This is a genomic window from Pseudoalteromonas sp. Of11M-6 (assembly GCF_022347905.1).
Taxonomy (GTDB): Bacteria; Pseudomonadota; Gammaproteobacteria; order Enterobacterales; family Alteromonadaceae; genus Pseudoalteromonas.
Map to the genome: position 1 here is coordinate 1 of NZ_JAKRFW010000054.1, position 18,592 is coordinate 18,592.

At 43.8% G+C, this 18,592-nt stretch carries 5 protein-coding genes; all 5 read left to right on the plus strand.

The features are described from left to right. Window positions 1-46 precede the first annotated feature (46 nt). The 5 genes from MHN32_RS20105 to MHN32_RS20125 all read left to right on the plus strand — a co-directional run bounded on the left by MHN32_RS20105 (window position 47) and on the right by MHN32_RS20125 (window position 18,578). Window positions 47-6,700, plus strand: coding sequence for an amino acid adenylation domain-containing protein (locus MHN32_RS20105; RefSeq protein WP_343224417.1), 6,654 nt, complete (start codon window positions 47-49; stop codon window positions 6,698-6,700). Between the two features lie 61 nt (window positions 6,701-6,761). After that, window positions 6,762-15,371 (plus strand): non-ribosomal peptide synthetase, encoded by an 8,610-nt coding sequence (locus MHN32_RS20110; protein ID WP_239422625.1) that lies wholly within the window; start codon window positions 6,762-6,764, stop codon window positions 15,369-15,371. Continuing rightward, on the plus strand, window positions 15,371-16,309 hold the full coding sequence (locus tag MHN32_RS20115) for a TauD/TfdA family dioxygenase (protein ID WP_010604449.1): 939 nt from the start codon (window positions 15,371-15,373) through the stop codon (window positions 16,307-16,309). The genes MHN32_RS20110 and MHN32_RS20115 overlap by 1 nt, the downstream gene beginning before the upstream one ends. Before the next feature lie 15 nt (window positions 16,310-16,324). After that, window positions 16,325-17,317, plus strand: coding sequence for a TauD/TfdA family dioxygenase (locus tag MHN32_RS20120; RefSeq protein WP_211867979.1), 993 nt, complete (start codon window positions 16,325-16,327; stop codon window positions 17,315-17,317). Between the two features lie 271 nt (window positions 17,318-17,588). Beyond that, the gene (locus MHN32_RS20125; RefSeq protein ID WP_102056221.1) at window positions 17,589-18,578 is read left to right on the plus strand and encodes a methyltransferase; all 990 of its coding nucleotides are present in this window, start codon (window positions 17,589-17,591) and stop codon (window positions 18,576-18,578) included. Window positions 18,579-18,592 lie beyond the last annotated feature (14 nt).

Genomic DNA, 18,592 nt, shown 5'->3' on the forward strand with positions numbered 1-18,592 from the left:
GGAATATGAAGCGGCGGAGAATAGTGTAGAGCGAGCGCTGGTAGAGATATGGGCAGAGGTACTGCGACAACCACTAGAGGAGTTAAGTGTAACGGGTGACTTCTTTAGGTTAGGGGGAAATTCTCTGTTAGCGGTGAAAATAATCAGCGAGATTAACGCTCGCTACAAGCTGCAGTTGGGTCTCAAAGAACTCTTTAGTTATCCTAGTATTCGCCGCTTGGCGGTACTTATACAGCAATCTGGTTTGGGAGAAAACAACCCAGAGATCCCTGCGTTACCTCGAGATGGTCAAGCCCTACCGCTATCTTACGCACAACAGCGTCTTTGGTTTATTGAGCAATTAGCAACTCAACCAAACGCACAATTCAATATGCCATTGGCGTTAAGAATCCGTGGCCAATTAGAGACTAATACCCTTGAGCAGGCCATCGCAGCAGTTATTAAGCGTCACGAGATACTAAGAACAGTATACCAGCTCGATCAAGATGGCGAACCCCAACAAGTTATATTGCCAGCATTTGCGCCACGGATAACAACGCTTGAGTTAAATGGCAGTGAGCAAGAAAAGCTTAATCAGGCACACGCTAATGTCGCAGCCCAAGCCTTGCAGCCGTTTAACTTACAAAGTGACCACATGTTAAAGATTCAGTTGTTGCAACTTGGCAAGCATGATTATGTATTGGCCATTGTGGTGCATCATATTGCTTGCGACGGTTGGTCATTGAATATTCTTCTTAACGATATCATGGCATTCTATGACGCGATAAGCTCAGCGCAAGCACCCACTCTGGAGCCATTGACGATACAGTATGCAGACTTTGCAAGTTGGCAACGTCGTTACCTAGGTGGAGAGCGGTTGCAACACGGACTTGATTTTTGGCTGAGTCATCTAGATCAAGCGCCGCCATTACATAGTATTCCCCTAGACCGTAATCGAGCTCCTGATCAGTTCAGTGGAGCAAGAGTAGATGGAACCATTGCACCAGATATCGTTAATGAACTAGAGCTATTTGCTCAGCAGCACCAAAGCACTCTGTTTATGCTCTTACAGACTATGTTCGCGGTTACTGTAGGTAGATTCAGTCGTGAGCAGGATGTTGTAATGGGGATGCCTGCGGTCAATCGTAATAATAAGTCCTGTCAGAATATGATTGGCTTATTTCTAAATACACTAGTCGTGCGTACTCAGTTTGATACACAACAACCCATCGGTGAATTGCTGCGCAAAGCCAAGCAAACCCATATGGAGATACATGCTCACAGTGAGGTTCCGTTTGAATTACTAGTCGAACAATTGAATCCAGAGCGTTCCTTGACACATGCTCCTATCTTTCAGTTGTTTATCAATATGGCCAATGAACAACTAGCATTGTCAACAGAAAGCCAACTCGAAGTGAGTGCTTTTTCTGCACAGCAAGAGTTTGACAGTAAGTACGACATTACTTTATATCTGCGACCGACTCACTCAGGGTTGAAGTTTATTTTTGCTTACAATGCGGCATTGTTTGACTGCTCAACCATTACTGCTTTGGCGAATGAATTTAGTAGTACGTTGTATCAGGTTGCAGCAAATCCACAACTTAACGTTGCACAGCTTAAGTGGTCGCAACCTCTAAAAGAGAATGCTGCAGTTACTCTTTGTGAGCATGAAGTCAGCTCAGTTCATCAATTATTTGAACTTAATTTGAGTAAGCACGCAGCTAGTGGTGCATTACATTATGCAGAGCAAAAGCTGTCATTTGAAGAGTTAAACGAACAGTCCAACAAGTTGGCTCATTATCTGATTAAGCAACATGCTATCAGTAAGGGTCAAACGGTAGGTATACATTGCCAGCGAAACGCCACGCGGATAATCGCTATGCTTGCTGTATTAAAGGCAGGAGCAACACTGGTTCCATTGTCTGTTGAACTGCCTGCATCACGATTGAAGTTGCAAGCAGAAGATGCAGACATTACTTTGCTATTACATGATGAGCAAACAGAGGCATCATTTTTTGAGCGCGCAACATTGGACTGTAGCAGTCTATTGAGAGAAAGCACGCTGGACCAATACAGCGGAGAAAATCCAGACGTTGAAGTCTTTAGTGATGATATTGCGCATATAATCTACACCTCGGGCTCGACGGGTAAGCCCAAAGGGGTGTTAGGGACTCACGGTGCTGTAGTTAACAGAGTCAGTTGGATGTTACAGCGTTTTCCACTGGCCTCAAATGAAGTAACCGTGATGATGACCTCAATGGCGTTTATACGCGGTATGTGGGAGTTTTACGTCAGCTTAGCTGCAATCAAACCCGTTGTTTTATTGCCACGAGAGCAGGTGAAAGATAACAATTTATTCGTTGCAGCTATTGAAAAACATAAAATCACCAGAATAGTTACTACGCCTTCTCATTTGCAGAGTTTAGTAATATCGGGAGCGCAGTATCGCTCGACGCTTAGCAGTTTGCGCTACTGGTTTATTAGTGGTGAAGCACTGTCTTTGAGCCTTGCTGAGCGATGCTGTAAATGGCTGGATGAAGTGGAGTTTTATAACCTTTACGGCTCCACCGAGGTTATGTCCGATGTTCTATACAGTAATATTAAAGAGGATGTCGCACGAGGTGTCATAACACTCGGACAGGCGATAACCAACAACCACGTATTACTCGTTGATGAGCAACTACAACGTGTTCCTACGGGAGCTGTAGGTGAGGTTTTGGTTGTGGGTAGTAATGTGGCAGCAGGGTATTTGTTACGCCCAGAACAAACGAAAGCCGCGTTTGTGGAGTATGACGGTCAACACGCATACCGAACCGGTGACTTGGCAAAGTATCTCGCTGACGGTCGTTTGGTTGGTTTGGGACGTAAAGATAAGCAAGTTAAGATTCGTGGGTTCCGAGTTGAAGTGGATGAAATCGCCAGTCTACTGCGCAACCGCCCTGAAGTTGATGATGCGATCGTACTGGTCAAAGGCACTGAACTACAACAACGGTTGATTGCTTATCTTAATGTTGGTTGTCGAGCTGTTAAACCGTCACAGCTTGAACAGATTAAAGTCTATTTAAGTGATCAGTTACCTGATTATATGGTTCCTAGTCACTTTGTTACCGTCGAAAATTGGCCTCTCACTATCAATGGTAAACTACAATACAGCGTCTTGCCTGAACCCACTTACCAAAATGATCAGATGCAAGTGGTTCCGAGTACAGAGACTGAGCATCAGCTCCTAGAAATCTGGCGAGGTCTATTAAATGTGACAACAATCGGTGTTACAGATAGCTTTTTTGCGTTGGGCGGACATTCGCTTTTAGCAACTCGTTTGGTTAGCCAAGTTGAGGCGACTTTTGGCTTGACGATAGCGTTGAAAGCAGTTTTTGAAAACAGCACGATTCAATTGCTAGCGCAGCATATAGATAATCATGGTAAAGCCAGTCTGGGGGCAATAACACCGGCACCTAAAGGAAAGCAGATCCCACTTAGTTATGCTCAACAGCGTCTATGGTTTGTCGAGCAAGTAAGTCCTAGTAATCAGTACAATATGCCACTAGCGTATCAAGTAACAGGAAAGTTTGCACTGCAAGTGGCAGAGCAAGCGTTGCAGTATTTAGTAAATCGGCACGCGGTACTTAGAACTCAATATCAATTTGATGGCCAAACGGCATATCAAGAAGTGCAAGAAAACTGGCAAGTCAGGCTGACAGTTTCTGATCTAACTCATTTATCTGAGCAACAACAAAAAGATAGCATTATTGATCTGCTACGTTCTTTCTATCAACGAGTATTCGTACTCGAAGAACAACCGCCATTTGAAATCCATTATATCTGCCGAAGTAGCGAACAGGGCATACTGCTGTTTAATCTCCATCATATAGCTGCAGATGCTTGGTCTATGGGTATCTTGATGTCTGAGTTTATCCATTGTTACCAGGCTATCGAGGCGGGAGTTGATCCGCAGTTACCTGCATTGAGTATTCAATATAGTGATTTTGCGTACTGGCAACGACAGCGATTGGATGATGTATTTTTAGCTGAGCAATTAGCATATTGGCGTACACAACTACAAGATGTGCCAAGCATCCATAATCTGCCATTGGACAGGCCTCGACCTTCAGTCAGAGCACAGCAAGGAGCAATTTATGAGAGTTGTTTATCTGGCGAAATAGTTCAGCAATTAGAGAAAGTGGCGAGTCAGCATAATGTATCGATGTACATGCTATTTCATGCAGCCTTGGCATTTTTAGTTAGTAAATTAAGTGGACAGCAGGATGTGGTTATTGGTTGCCCTATCGCCAATCGAACGAATGTTGAAGTTGAGCCACTAATAGGACTATTTGTAAATACTCTGGTTCTGCGAACTCAAGTACAGCAAGAGAGTTTTAATGGACTTCTAGAGCATATTCGTACGGTCAATTTGGACGCTCAAGCACATCAAGATGTGCCATTTGAGCAACTCGTAGATTTATGTAAGTTACTACGCACTAGCAGTCACACGCCGCTAGTACAAGTTGTTTTGAACTTGAACAATATCGGCCAATCTGTTGCGGGGATTGAAGGGCTGGAATTTACCCCGTTAGAACAACAAAGCACGATTGCTAAAACTGACTTGAATCTTGGGGTGGTATTTGCCGGAGGGAAGTGGGTCATCAACTGGACCTATGATGTTGCGTTATTTGATGCAGATACGATTGAGCGATTCTCGAGCTACTTTATACGTATCCTTCATCAAGTTGCACACAATCCACGGATCGCATTAAGTGATATCGATCTGCTCAATGAGCAAACACAGCAAGCATTAGTGGCAATGAGCCGAGGGCCAGAGCTTGCACCAACAAGGATACAACAAGTTCATCAGTTTCTTGAGAACCAGGTAACACGAACTCCAGAGGCGATTGCACTGGTTTCTGATACACAGAGCTATAATTATCAGGAGCTAAATTCAGCTGTTAACAAGCTATCCAACTACTTACTCAAATTGGAGTTACCGCGTCAAGCAACGGTTGGGATCTGCATGGAGAGATGTAGTGATATGGTAATTGCAATGTATGCAGTTGCTAAAGCTGGTTTAGTTTTCACGCCTTTGGATCCGGAACAGCCACAAGCGCGACGTGCATTTATTATTAGCAATGCAAAAGTTCATTTAGTGCTGAGTCATCAGCAATTTGAGCCCATATTGCGACAAATCCCTGCACTGGCCGTCGCCTATATTGATAGTGTTGCGACCAATCAATTAATCACACAATGCTCAAACATAAATCCAGAAATTGGAGGTCACAATACGGATTTGGCTTATATCATGTATACCTCTGGTTCAAGTGGCGAACCTAAAGGTGTACAAATTGAGCATCGGCAAATCATCGCTGCAACACAGAGTCGTCTAGATGCTTATCGAGTACCAGCAGGGCGCTTCTTGTCTCTTTCATCTATCTATTTTGACTCTTGTTTATTAGGTATTTTTTCAGTGTTAGCACAAGGTGCTGAACTACATATCGTCAAAGATAGTGATGTGGTCGATATTGGAGCCGTTTACCGGTACATCATGGCAAGTGATATTACTCACTTGGCGATTTTACCGACAATGTATCGGGCGTTATTACAGTATGCCAACCTAATGGCTGCGCTACCAAGCCAGCTAAGATTAGTGATCACTGGTGGAGAAGGAGTAGAGCAAGATCTTCAACAGTTGCATTTTGAAAGCCAATGGAGTCAGGGGGCTCTATTTTTTAACGAATATGGGCCAACAGAGGCGACAGTTTGGAGTAGTCACTATGAAATCAAAGCGGATGATAGCTTTCAGGTTGCACCTATTGGTCGTCCGGCGGGTCACGTCAACCTTTACGTAATGGATCATTATGGGCACCTAACACCACAAGGTTGTGAGGGGGAGTTGCACATTGGTGGAGTTGGTGTGGCAAGAGGTTATATGGACAATGCTGAGCTTACCAATGGACATTTTTTCTCAAGACAACTCTACAGCGGAGAATCAGAGCGACTATATCGAACTGGTGATGTGGTGCGTTATAACAAGCATGGTGATATAGAGTTTGTAGGTCGTAAAGATAACCAAGTAAAAATACGTGGCTATCGTGTTGAGCTAAGTGAGATAGAACAACAGATCTTACACCACCCTGATGTACTCGATTGTGTCACAAAAGTGTGGCAGGAGCAGGGAGAAGAAAAGCTCCTTATTGCATACTTACAGATCCGCGAACGACAGTCCGAACAGGCGGTTGTTGCAGCAGTTAAAAAACAACTGGCTCAAACACTACCCAGTTACATGCAACCCAATGCGATAACGAGTATTGGTCATATACCTGTCAATCGTAATGGTAAGGTGGATAGAAAGGCGTTGCCTAAACCTAACCTTGCAGCACTAACCGGTGAATATTCGCCTGCGCAAAATAGTACGCAGAAAAAGCTGCTGACCATCTGGGCCGAACTACTGCACTTATCGGCAGAGGAGATCAGCATCAATGCCGACTTCTTTGAACTGGGTGGACATTCGCTATTAGCGGTACAACTAGTGACCAAAGTTAATGAAACCTTTCCTGTTGACTTATCTATAAAAGAAATTTTTAGCTCACCCGTACTATGCGATTTGGCTGACCAAGTTGATGCTTTACTTCATTTAGATGAAGACGAGCTGGCGGCCGCTGAAGCTGAGCTAGCAGATATGTCTGATGAAGAAATAGAAAAGCTTTATCAGGAGCTGTGTGACGAGTAACGGCTACTTTGAATTATCGTCACCTCCGGATATAGCGCATAACAAAATAGGTATAACGAAAATGGATATTGAGAATACACAGTCAGTGGCAGAGTCAAATCGCAAGCGAGCCGCGCTGATTAAAAAGTTGGCAGAGCAAAAGCGCGCCCAGATGTTGGCTAAGAAACAAAGCAAAATTACAGCTCGGCAAATAGGGTCTAACACCTTGCCTTTATCGTTTGCACAGCAACGCCTGTGGTTTCTCGATAAGCTTTCTGATCAAGGCGCAGAATATAATATCTCCGGAGGCTTCACCGTTAGAGGTGAGTTTAACGTTGTGGCGGCCCAACAGGCAATACAACAGATCATCACCCGCCATGAAGTGCTTCGAACGACATATGATGACAAGGACGGAGAGCCTATTCAGATTATTCAAGCGACTCCTGAATTTGCAATGACAGTTTACGACTTGAGCCGTGACGAATGTGCACCAAATGCGAACACGATGGAGGAGTTACTCCAGCGCGAATGTGAAAAACCGTTCGATTTAAGTACCGATGTGATGCTCCGAGCAAGTTATATCTCTATGCCACGCGAGCAAGAACAGGCTGTTGGGGTATTACTGTTTAGTATGCATCATATTGCTTCTGATGGTTGGTCGATGGAAATTGTCACGCGTGAATTTGTGGCCGAATATCAGGCTCAACTTGATGACCGCCCAGTGGGTGTCGTTGAACCGGAGATACAATACGGTGATTTTGCACTTTGGCAACGCCAACACTTGGATCAGCAAGTGTTGCAAAAGCAACTTGAATATTGGCAGCATCAACTTGAAGGAATGCCTGCCGTTCATCGTCTACCCATGGATTATCCACGGCCAGATTTTAAACGCTATCAAGGCCTTAAACTTTCCAGACGACTCGAAGGCAGCGTAAGCCGTCGAGCGTTGATGTTTGCAAAGGAGCATGGACTGACTCCATTCATGTTATTTCATGCGGTGCTGAATCTTATGATGGCACGCTGTAGTAACCAAGCCGAATTTGTAGTGGGAACGCCAGCCGCTAACCGAATGAAATCAGAGTTGAAGCAAGTGGTTGGCTTTTTTGTTAATACGCTCGTTTTAAAAGCAAATGTCGATGCGTCTAGTGTTAATGCATATCTTGAGCACATTAAAGAAGTTAATTTGGATGCTCAATCTAATCAAGATATTCCTTTCGAGCAGATAGTTGAGCATTGCGTGCCAGCCAGAAGCGCCCAATACACCCCATTATTTCAGGTACTGCTAAGTACAACGAGCGGTCAAAACACTGCATTAGAGCTACCTCACCTTGAGTTACTACCTATTGAGCGCAAAGGGGTGGTAGCTAAATTTGATATAGATATTAACGTTGCTTTGGGTGAGCAAGGTGGCCAAATCAAATGGGTTTATGATAGTGCTATTTTTAAGCCTGAAACGATAACACAATTTGCTGAATTTTTTGAATGTACCCTAATCTCCCTATTAAATTGCGATGATCTTAGTTTGCCCTTAAGTCGCATCAATATGATCACTGATGCTGAGCGCACGAAGCTAGTTACTCCCAACCAACCGCAGTTTGAAGGTCAGCCACTAGCAGATCATGTTCATCTTCATTTTAGTGCGCAGGCCCAAAAGCTTCATAACCAAACCGCGTTAATATCGCAAAATAACCACATTAGCTATCAAACAGTTGATAGCGCCTCGACACAAATGGCTATACATCTTCAAGAGTTGGGGGTAGGTGCTGGCGATATTGTGGCTGTAAGTATGATTCAGAATGAGCGCTTAATATATACTATTTTGGGCATTATGAAGCTTGGAGCAGCCTATTTACCTGTCTCACCTGATTTACCTAAGGCGAGGTTACAGTATATTTTTGATGATGCATCAGTGTCATTGGTGATCACATCGGAAGAAAAGATAGGGCTCGACAAGCGTGATGGCCTCAAGGTCATATGTTTTGATGATGATTTTGAGCAACGAATATTAAATCATTATGTCACTGAAGGCTTTGAGCCCCACCAAGGTGACCCATCTACACTACCAAGTTATGTGATTTACACTTCGGGTTCGACAGGCAATCCCAAAGGCGTTGTCATTTCGCAGCAAAGTGCTTTGCAATTTGGGCTCTATATGGGGCAGCGATTTGCAATTGACTCTAATTGCCGAGTGCTACAATTTGCCACTATTAGCTTTGATGCTTTTATCATGGAATGGCAATGGGCATTATTAAATGGTGGCAGTCTACATTTTTGCGATCCGCAATGTAAAACCGATCCTGCACAGCTAAGCTCGTTTTTACAGCAACAAAGTATTACTCACACACTGTTGCCGCCAACACTTCTTCGCCACCTTCCTTATCATGATAATTATGATTTTAAAGCTCTGTTGGTCGGAGGCGAGGCTTGCGATGAAGGTTTGGCCGAACAGTGGGCTGGGCGATACCCTATGTTTAATGCGTATGGGCCCACCGAGTCTACAGTGTGTGCCAGTATTGCTGAGCTAAAACCCCAGCATCAGGTCACAATTGGTAATCCTGTAGATTTCACCCAACTATTTGTCTTGAGTCGCGACGGTCAACCTTTACCGAAAGGCTTGTGTGGAGAGTTAGTGATAGCGGGAAGTGGGTTGGCTTTAGGTTATTTGAATAAATCAGAGCTGACTTTGCAAAAATTTATCACGAACCCTTTTGGGGCGGGGCGGTGGTATTTTACTGGAGATATTGCGCGGCAAAATAGCCGCGGAGAATTTGAATATCTGGGACGTATTGATGATCAAGTGAGTATTAAAGGCTTCCGGATTGAGCTTGAGGAAGTTAAGCAGCAACTACTGTTAGCTGTTGGTGTAACCGCGGCAGAAGTAGTTGTTGAAGAATTGGCTGCGGGACAGCGTAGGTTGCTAGCCTACATTGTAGCGAGCGATGAGGTAGTTGGCTCTGACGGTGAACTTATTGCATCGGTGAAAGCACAACTGCATGAGCGTTTGCCCAATTATATGATCCCTGCAGGTTTTGCTGTGCTTGATGCACTGCCTGTCACCCAAAGTGGCAAGGTTGATAAACAGGCGCTACCCAAAATAGATATGTTGGCGCAACAAGAATCATACCAAGCGCCAAGCAATGATATAGAGCATCAACTGGTTGAGTTGTATGCTCAGTTGCTGGGACTTTCACCACAACACCTAAGTGTTACGAGTAACTTTTTTGAACTGGGTGGTGATTCGATCTTGTCTATACAGCTAGTGTCGAGAGCCGCAAGGGTTGGATTGTACTTTTCTGTTAAGCAGTTGTTCTCCTACCAAACCATAGCTGCACTGGCTGCCCATGTTTCGACTTCACAAGTACAGCAGGTCTCACAGCAGCCAAGTGCTGGAACCTTACCATTACTGCCTATTCATCAAGCTTTTTTTATGGATGAGGCTGGACTAAATCATTTTAATCAAGCTGTTATGCTCGGTTGCCAAATCCAGTTAACTAAAGAGTTTCTGACCCAAGTTGTTACATGCTTAGTGGTCCAGCATGATGCACTGAGGTTGCGTTTTAAACATCAAGATACTGGTTGGGTTGGTGAGTTTGCTGACACTTCAAGTTTTGATATTGACGCAGTACTAAGCGTAATCAATGTTGATAATTTAAATTCAATTACAGGTATTGCGGATGAGTTACAGCAAAGCCTCAACATTACAGTTGGCCCCTTATTCAAAGTGGTCTTGTTTACTGATCCAAAACAGCAGCAGCGTCTGCTGATTATTTGCCATCACCTTATTATAGATGGAGTCTCTTGGCGTATTCTGCTGGAAGACTTTGAGCGCTGTTTAGATAAGAGCCAAGAGCCCACTCATCATGCTCTATTTGAGCTTGGGCAAAAGACCACCGCTTATCAAACATGGTGCGAGTATTTAGACTCATGGCCAAATCTAGAACAGAATGCCAACGAGATTGCTTATTGGCGAGAGCAGTTAGCGCTACCTGTACCTAGTTATCGGCGCGGTGAGACGAGTGAGGCATACATAAGTAATGAGTTTGTTGGTAGTTTACAGTTTGCATTGGATAAGGATTATACAAGCTTGTTGTTGCAACGAGCTAATAGCACTTATAGAACACAAATAAATGAGCTACTCATTGCAGCGCTATTACGTGGTTTTAGTCTTTGGTCGGAACAGTCTATCATGCGCATAGATTTAGAGGGGCATGGTCGCGAAGAGCTTGATAGCGGCCATGATCTCAGTCGCACTATCGGCTGGTTTACTACCTCATACCCACTTACATTAGAAGCGCCTGATGGAGATCTTGAAGCGCTAATTTGTGCAGTAAAAGAGCAATACCGTGCCATTCCAAATAAAGGACTCGGCTTTGGGTTATTAGCTCGGGCAGGTCTGTTGGGGAGTAATGTTGAACCTCACGCTGAAATTGTATTCAACTATCTAGGCCAATTTAAGCAGGTGATCAATGAGCAATCGCTATTGTTTGCTGTAGAGGAAGGTACCGGGCGAGCTATCAGCCCTCATAGAAAGTTAACACACGGGCTTAGCTTCAACGGTAAAATTTTGGCCGAGCAATTACAGTTCAACTTGAGCTATGACAAAAACGGTTACTCCAGCGAGTCTCTCCAAAAGTTAAACCAGCTAATTGTCAGAAGTTTAGAAGAGATTATTCAGCACTGCTGTGATGTTGAAGCCGGTATTTTTACGGCGTCGGATTTTCCGTTGGCAACCGTCCAGCCGCAAGAGCTAAAAAGCTGGACGCAAGGCCAAGCTATTCAAGATATTTATGCGACAACGCCAATGCAAGAAGGGATGCTATACCATAGTAACTTGGAGCGTGGTGCATACGCCAACCAGCTATTTATGGAAGTGATTGGTGAGGTTGATCTCGGCCATCTGCGTGCTGCTTGGCAGTGTCTGGTAGATAGGTACGACATTTTTCGAACTGGATTTAGAACGTCAGAACTAGGAATAATCAATCAGATTGTCCATCAACAGGTGACATTACCTTGGCAAGAGTTTGATTTAAGTCAACTAGATGTGGCGGAACAACAAGCGATAGTCAATCAAATGCGTGCTGAAGACAAGGCGGAAGGCTTTAATGTCAATATGCCACCTTTAGTACGAGTAACGGTTTGGCAATTGGCGCCCCAACACTATCAGCTTTTGTGGACTCAGCACCATGCATTAATCGACGGTTGGTGTTCTGGTATTGTTTTCTCCGAGCTATTAGCGATTTATCATGCATTAAGTAACAAGCGAGATATACAACTATCGCCAGCCGTGCCTTACAAAAATTACATCGCCTGGCTACAAAGTAAAGATAGTGATAAAGCAGAGCAGTTTTGGCGTACTCAAGTGGGTCAAATTACTGAACGAAGTCATTTACCTTTTTCTCGTTACCTAGAGCAGCCTGACTATGTGGTTGCGAGGGAATATTTACAACTAACAGTCGAGCAAACTAATGCGTTAACTCTACTTGCAAAGCAAACGCGCACCACCCTGAATGTTGTATTGCAAGCTGCTTGGGCTTTATTGTTGAGTCGAGCAAACCGCAGTAAACAGGTTACGTTTGGTACAACCGTATCCGGCCGCCCTGCAGATTTGAATGGGGTAGAGTCAATGGTGGGGCTATTTATTAACACAGTGCCCGCGGTCATCTCTCTTGACTCAGAGCAGAGCGTATCTGAGCTGTTACTACAGCTCCAATCAGATTATATTGAAAGAGATGAATACAGTTATTTTCCGTTATCAAAAATTCAAAAGTTATCTAGTGAACATGCCGGTCGCGGCCTCTTTGATAGCCTATTAGTATTTGAGAACTATCCGCGCTCTTTATCCGATGCGAGTAGGCACACAGAGCAGTCACTGCAAATCAAAAATATTGAATCGCAGCAAGGCAACAATTTCCCTCTTTCTTTGATAGCCTCTCATGGCGAGGTACTCAAGATTAAGTTTGAGTACCATAGTAATCATTATTCAAAACACGGGATAGAACAGCTTCGTAGCTGCCTTGGCGAAATCCTTACGGCCATGTCACACGGATCAGATAAGCCAATATCGACATTAGCTTGGCTAACCAAAGCACAGCAACAAGCTGTTTTAGTGAACAGTGGTTATGGCCGACAAACACAAACTTCCCCGAGCTTTATTGCTACCTTAAAGCATCAATTTGCCAGTTATCCAGAGGCTGAAGCTGTTTATAGCCATGGGGTAAGTACGAATTATCGAGCATTAAATACAATTGCTAATCAAATCGCTACACAGTTATCAGAAAACGGTATCGGTAAACAAAGTCGGGTTGGAATTTGTCTCGAAAAGGGCGTGGGTTATTTAGCTTCAATTATAGCGACATTTAAAGTTGGCGCTGCATTTGTGCCATTGGAAAAGGAATGGCCAGCAGAGCGTCTAGCTTTCATTGCTCAAGATGCACAGCTAGACCTAACGCTCACTGAGCCCACGACTCAACATGCAATGACCAAGTCTCAACGACAGCTATGCATAACAAAACTAGCTTCTGAACATATCGAGTTTGAGGGGGACATCCCTCACGCTAATGATATCGCTTATATTATCTACACGTCGGGCACAACTGGTAAACCTAAAGGAGTGGCCGTGAGTCATGGCAACATAAGCCATTACGTTGATGCCATGTTATCTCGACACGCGATTGCCCAACATAGTCGCTTTGCTCTCCTTACTTCATTTGCCACAGATTTGGGTTACACCTCGATACTTCTAGCGTTGGCGACAGCAGGTAGTGTAGATATAGGTAGTCGAGAGTTGATCCAAAGCGGTGATAGTTTTACCCAGCATATCCTTGCACGTGAGATTAATGTGATTAAGCTGACTCCGAGTCTATTGGCTGCACTGTTGACGCATTATGATGGAAAATTGACATCGCTAAACCATGTATTCGTGGGTGGTGAAGCTATTCAATCCGATGCTCGTCAAGTCATTCGCACGCTACTTAATGATGGCGTGGAAGTAATTAATCACTACGGTCCAACAGAAACTACCATTGGGGCATGTACACAGGTTGTTAATGATGTGGATGCTAAGCCAATAGCGATAGGTCGCCCTATTTCAGGAATGCGAGCTTGTGTGCTGGATGATAACAAAGAGTTGGTGCCTGATGGCATCGTAGGTGAGCTGTACTTATCAGGAAGCGGTGTTGCTTTAGGATACATAAAACAATCGTCGTTAACGGATCAATATTTCACTCTTGACCCTTGGGCGTCCGATAGTTCGCGTCGTTACGCCACGGGGGATTTGGTATATAGAGATGAAAGTGGAGATTTGGTATATGTCGGACGTAAAGATAATCAAATCAAAGTTCGTGGTTTCCGCGTTGAACTGGAAGAGATCGAGCTAACTTTACTGCGCTCACCTAGCGTTAGTACCGCCGTTGTCATACTTAATAGCGAGCAAACTTTGGTGGCCTACATCAAGCTCAAAGCTGGTGCTGTGGAGCAACAAAGTAATCTATTAAATCTTGCCCAGCAATGGCTACCTCACTACATGGTACCAAGTGCGATTGTCTTTGTGGAAGATATCCCATTAAAAAGCAACGGAAAAGTAGATAAAAGTGCATTGCCAAGTGTGCAAAAGAATGTTGAGAAAAAACGAGCTGAAACGCCTTTGGAATTAACCGTTGCTCGAGCTTGGGCGCAATATTTGGGCTGCGATGCTGAAACGATAGGAGTCGAAGAAAACTTTTATGATTTAGGTGGTGACTCCGTAAAAATGATTTTGGTGATTGGCTTGTTGAAGAAGCAAGGGATCACAATAGCAGCTCAGCAAATGAGCAAAATCAATACCATTGCTGGGGTCGTGGAATTGGTTGAAGGTCAAGGCCAAGCACCGAAACAGCCAGAGTCAGTTGTTTTATTGGGGCAACAAGCTGAAGAAGTTATCTTCGCGATTCACCCATATGGGGGGCGTGTTGATAACTATCGCCAGTTGGCAGCTAAATTGCAGCCTGAATATCAGCTACTAGGGTTACAAGCGCCATACAATTACCAGTCTGACTATCGATTTGATTCTGCAAAGCAACTAGCTGAGCGTTATGTAGAAGAAATCCTCGTTACGCAACCAAAGGGGCCTTATAGGATCATAGGTTGGTCTGCTGGTGGCACACTCGCGCACTTGGTTGCTGCTACGTTACAGCAACGAGGCCGGAATGTTGCCTATTTAGGCATGATAGATTCACTTCCGATAGGCACATCTCGAAAAGTGAAAAGTAACCATGATTATCTGTTAAATAGCGCTCGCTATATTGATAAGCATATCGCCACGAAATTAGCACCAACTTGTAGCTACAGCTACGATGAGCTGATGCAAGCCATCATTGAGTCAATATTTTCCTCACAACCTGATTTCCCACTTTCACGCGATGTGCTAACCGCAGCGTTGCAATTTGGGGTTGATTTAGGGCGTAGTTTGGCGACTGCTCAGGCGATGCAAGAACCATTAGATTTAGCCGTTGAGTTGTTTAAAGCGACTGCTTCAGAAGGCGGGGTGATTGAGCCTGCGTCATTTACTCAGGCCTTTAAACAGCCGCTGAAGGTGCATGAATTTGAGACCACACATGCCGGTTTACTCGAAGGTGATGCTGTAGTCATGATAGCCGATCTAATAAAACAGAGTTTAAAGCGAAAGAATAAGAAAAATGAAGGAGTAACTGGATAATGTTAAAGACTAAACCACTACCCGAAGCACGAGATAGAGAAGTACTACTTGAAGTCGAGTTGTCAGGTATGAAATCACTCGATTGGGTGACACAGCATAAGGAGCAACTCAATGGCATGTTAGATGAGCACGGAATGCTGCTCATTCGAGGTTTAAACGTTGTGAGTAGTAAGCAGTTTGGGCAAGCGCTTAGCACGTTGTTTGGCTGTGAGTTAGCTTCGTACCAATACCGCTCGACGCCTAGGACCGAACTTAGAGGAAATGTTTACACTGCCACTGAGTATCACCATGACGAAGTGATACCGCAGCATAATGAATGTTCTTATGCGAATAAATGGCCTCAAAAATTAGGTTTTTTCTGTATGTTACCGGCAGGAAAAGGCGGAGCGACACCGTTGGCTGACAGTCGTGCGGTATATGAAAAATTACCAGCGGAGATCCGTGCCAAATTTGAATCTAAGCAAATCATGTATGTACGAAACTATAGCGACATTGATCTGCCTTGGACTGAAGTATTTCAAACCGACAGTAAAGAGGATGTTGAACGTTTTTGTCATGAAAACGGTTTTGAATTTGAATGGTTTGATAATGAGTTGCGGACCAAGCAGGTTAATCAAGCTGCAATTGAACACCCGCTACATGGCTTTAAAGTTTGGTTTAATCAAGCTCATTTATTCCACATTTCAAGCCTTGACCCTGAAACTAAACAGAGTTTTTTATCAATGTTTGGCACTGAAAGATTACCAAGAAATACCTACTTTGGAGATGGCAGTGACATTCCGGAAGCTGATTTGGCAAAAATCCGGGAAATTTATGAACAGGAAATGTTCCATTTCAATTGGCAAAAAGGCGATGTTTTACTGCTAGATAACTTACGTTTTACCCATGGCCGGCAACCTTTTGAAGGTGCCAGGAAAGTGCTTGTAGGCATGGCCTAACTTCAGGAGAGAGTAATGGTAGATACAATAATAGATGGTGCTGATATTAAGTCATTCGCGACGTTGATTGAGTCCAACTTAACGCCGTCCTCGGTCACTAACCCTACTTTTTTGTCCGGTATCGCAATAGCAGATCCCGTTTTATGGGCAAGTACAAATCGGGAAGCTATTTTAGATTTATTGCAACGCGATGCTGCACTGGTTTTTAGAGACTTCTCATTACCAACTCCTGAGCACTTTGAAGCATTTGCCGCAGCCATTTGTCCTGACCTTTACGGTAACTATGGCGATTTACCGAAAAAAGAGGTTGGTAAGAAAATATACAAGTCCACACCATACCCTAATAACATGAAAATACTTTTCCATAATGAAAGTTCCAATACTGGGGTTTGGCCAACAAAACAATTCTTTTTTTGTGAACAGCCAGCGGCTGTCGGAGGGGCAACGCCATTAGTGGATTGTCGTGCTGTATACAAGGCTTTACCGGAGCATATCAAGCAGGATTTTTCAGCAAAGGGATTGAAATATACGCGTAACTTCTCTGCTGGGTTCGATGTGTCTTGGCAGGACTATTTCAAAACAGACAGCCTTGATGAAGTCAAAACTATTTGTGAACGGCTAGGGTTAACATTTAGTCACGACGCAGACGATACGATAACTACAGAGTTCACAACGGCTGGCGTACTGGTCTTATCTCCAGAAGAAGTAAGCTTTTTCAACCAAGTGCAACTACATCACCCATTTTGTCTAGAACCTCAGGTGAGGGCCGTTTTGCTTGAGTTGTTGGGGCAAGATCGATTACCACGAAATGTTACATTTGCAGACGGGAGTGTTATTTCTGATGAAACAATGCAGCTGATTGCAGAGGCCTATGAATCCTGCGCTGTGCGGTTTACGTGGCAACAAGGAGATGTCGTAATGGTTGATAACCGCATTATTGCGCATGGTCGAGATGAATTCGACGGCAATAGAAAAGTTGTAGTGGCGATGGCAGATATGAAAAGTTGAACCATTTTGTATCATTTGTAAATTATTTATTTACTTGAAATTAATTAAATTAACATGTTAACCTGTTCGCAAAGTGTTCAGTTTTGGTCACTATTGACACATTTTTAATCATGATTGAACAGCTAAACGCTGAAAGTCAGGCGAGTGTTTTCTGCCCCTCCTTGCTTTCAAGCTATGTAGCCAAGTACTTGATGTAACGACTTCTCTTTACTGCAGTTCAAGTATTCCTAGCGAATTAATTACAAGTACTGTCTATAGGTAGGCAAGGAAAATGAAAGAATTGTATAGTCTTGAGGAGTACGACAAGCATTTATATGGTTATGTCGTTACTGAATTACTTGCTCTGTGTTTTAAATACAACATATTTGAACGGTTAGTTCAGGCACCAGGAACAAATATCGGCCAGCTAGCGCAAGAGCTGAACCTAGCACCTGAAGCTCTGCATCGAATGTTATTGACGCTTAATGCACTAGATATTCTCACGGAACGTGGTGATGGCTTCGCTGTTGAGGATTATTATCTTCCCTTCTTCGATAAAACCCACATACGTTATTTAGGAAACTTCACTCAATTTGTATGCGATCAAGGTCGCAAGTCCATATTTAAATTAGAAAACCTTTTGACTGGTGAGGAAAAACCTCGCTCGCCTTATGATGATATATACAGCCAAGACAAAAGCTATAGTTTTGCTGCTGCGATGTGGGAGCTGAGTCACTGCTCAGGCCAACCCTTAATCTCATTTTTACCTGACGCACTCGGAGATGTTGTTGACGTTGGTGGTGGTGCAGGTGCAGTAGCCAGTATGCTGATCGCTGCAAACAAGGCACAAAGCGTTACAGTATTTGACCTTCCTGAGGTTGCTTCTGAGTTTGATAGGTATTGTAATGATAATCCCCTTTTTCACCGCATTCGATTTAAAGCTGGCAGCTTTTTTGAAGACTCGATACCTAATGGCAATAACTATTTGCTGAGCAACGTTTTATCTAATTGGAATGAGAATTCATCAGTAGCCATCCTCACTAAAATTCACGCTCAGTTGGCCGCCGGAAATGGCGGTAAAGTATTCATTTTGGAAAGACTTTTTGATGTTGCTGGAAGTCGCTATTCAACTGCTGTAATGCACTTAAACATGATGCTCCATACCGAAGGCGCACATCGTAGCTTTGAGCAGTATAAATCTCTTTTACACCAGGCGGGTTTCTCTTGTGTAGAGCTGATAGAAACAGGGACTGACAGGCATATCGTAACCGGTAGTTTATAAAAAAATACAAAAGG

What these genes read in the sequence shown, in the direction of transcription:
- MHN32_RS20110 (WP_239422625.1), top strand. Translation starts at nt 6,762, where the DNA reads ATGGATATTGAGAATACACAGTCAGTGGCAGAGTCAAATCGCAAGCGA.
- MHN32_RS20115 (WP_010604449.1), top strand. Translation starts at nt 15,371, where the DNA reads ATGTTAAAGACTAAACCACTACCCGAAGCACGAGATAGAGAAGTACTA.
- MHN32_RS20120 (WP_211867979.1), top strand. Translation starts at nt 16,325, where the DNA reads ATGGTAGATACAATAATAGATGGTGCTGATATTAAGTCATTCGCGACG.
- MHN32_RS20125 (WP_102056221.1), top strand. Translation starts at nt 17,589, where the DNA reads ATGAAAGAATTGTATAGTCTTGAGGAGTACGACAAGCATTTATATGGT.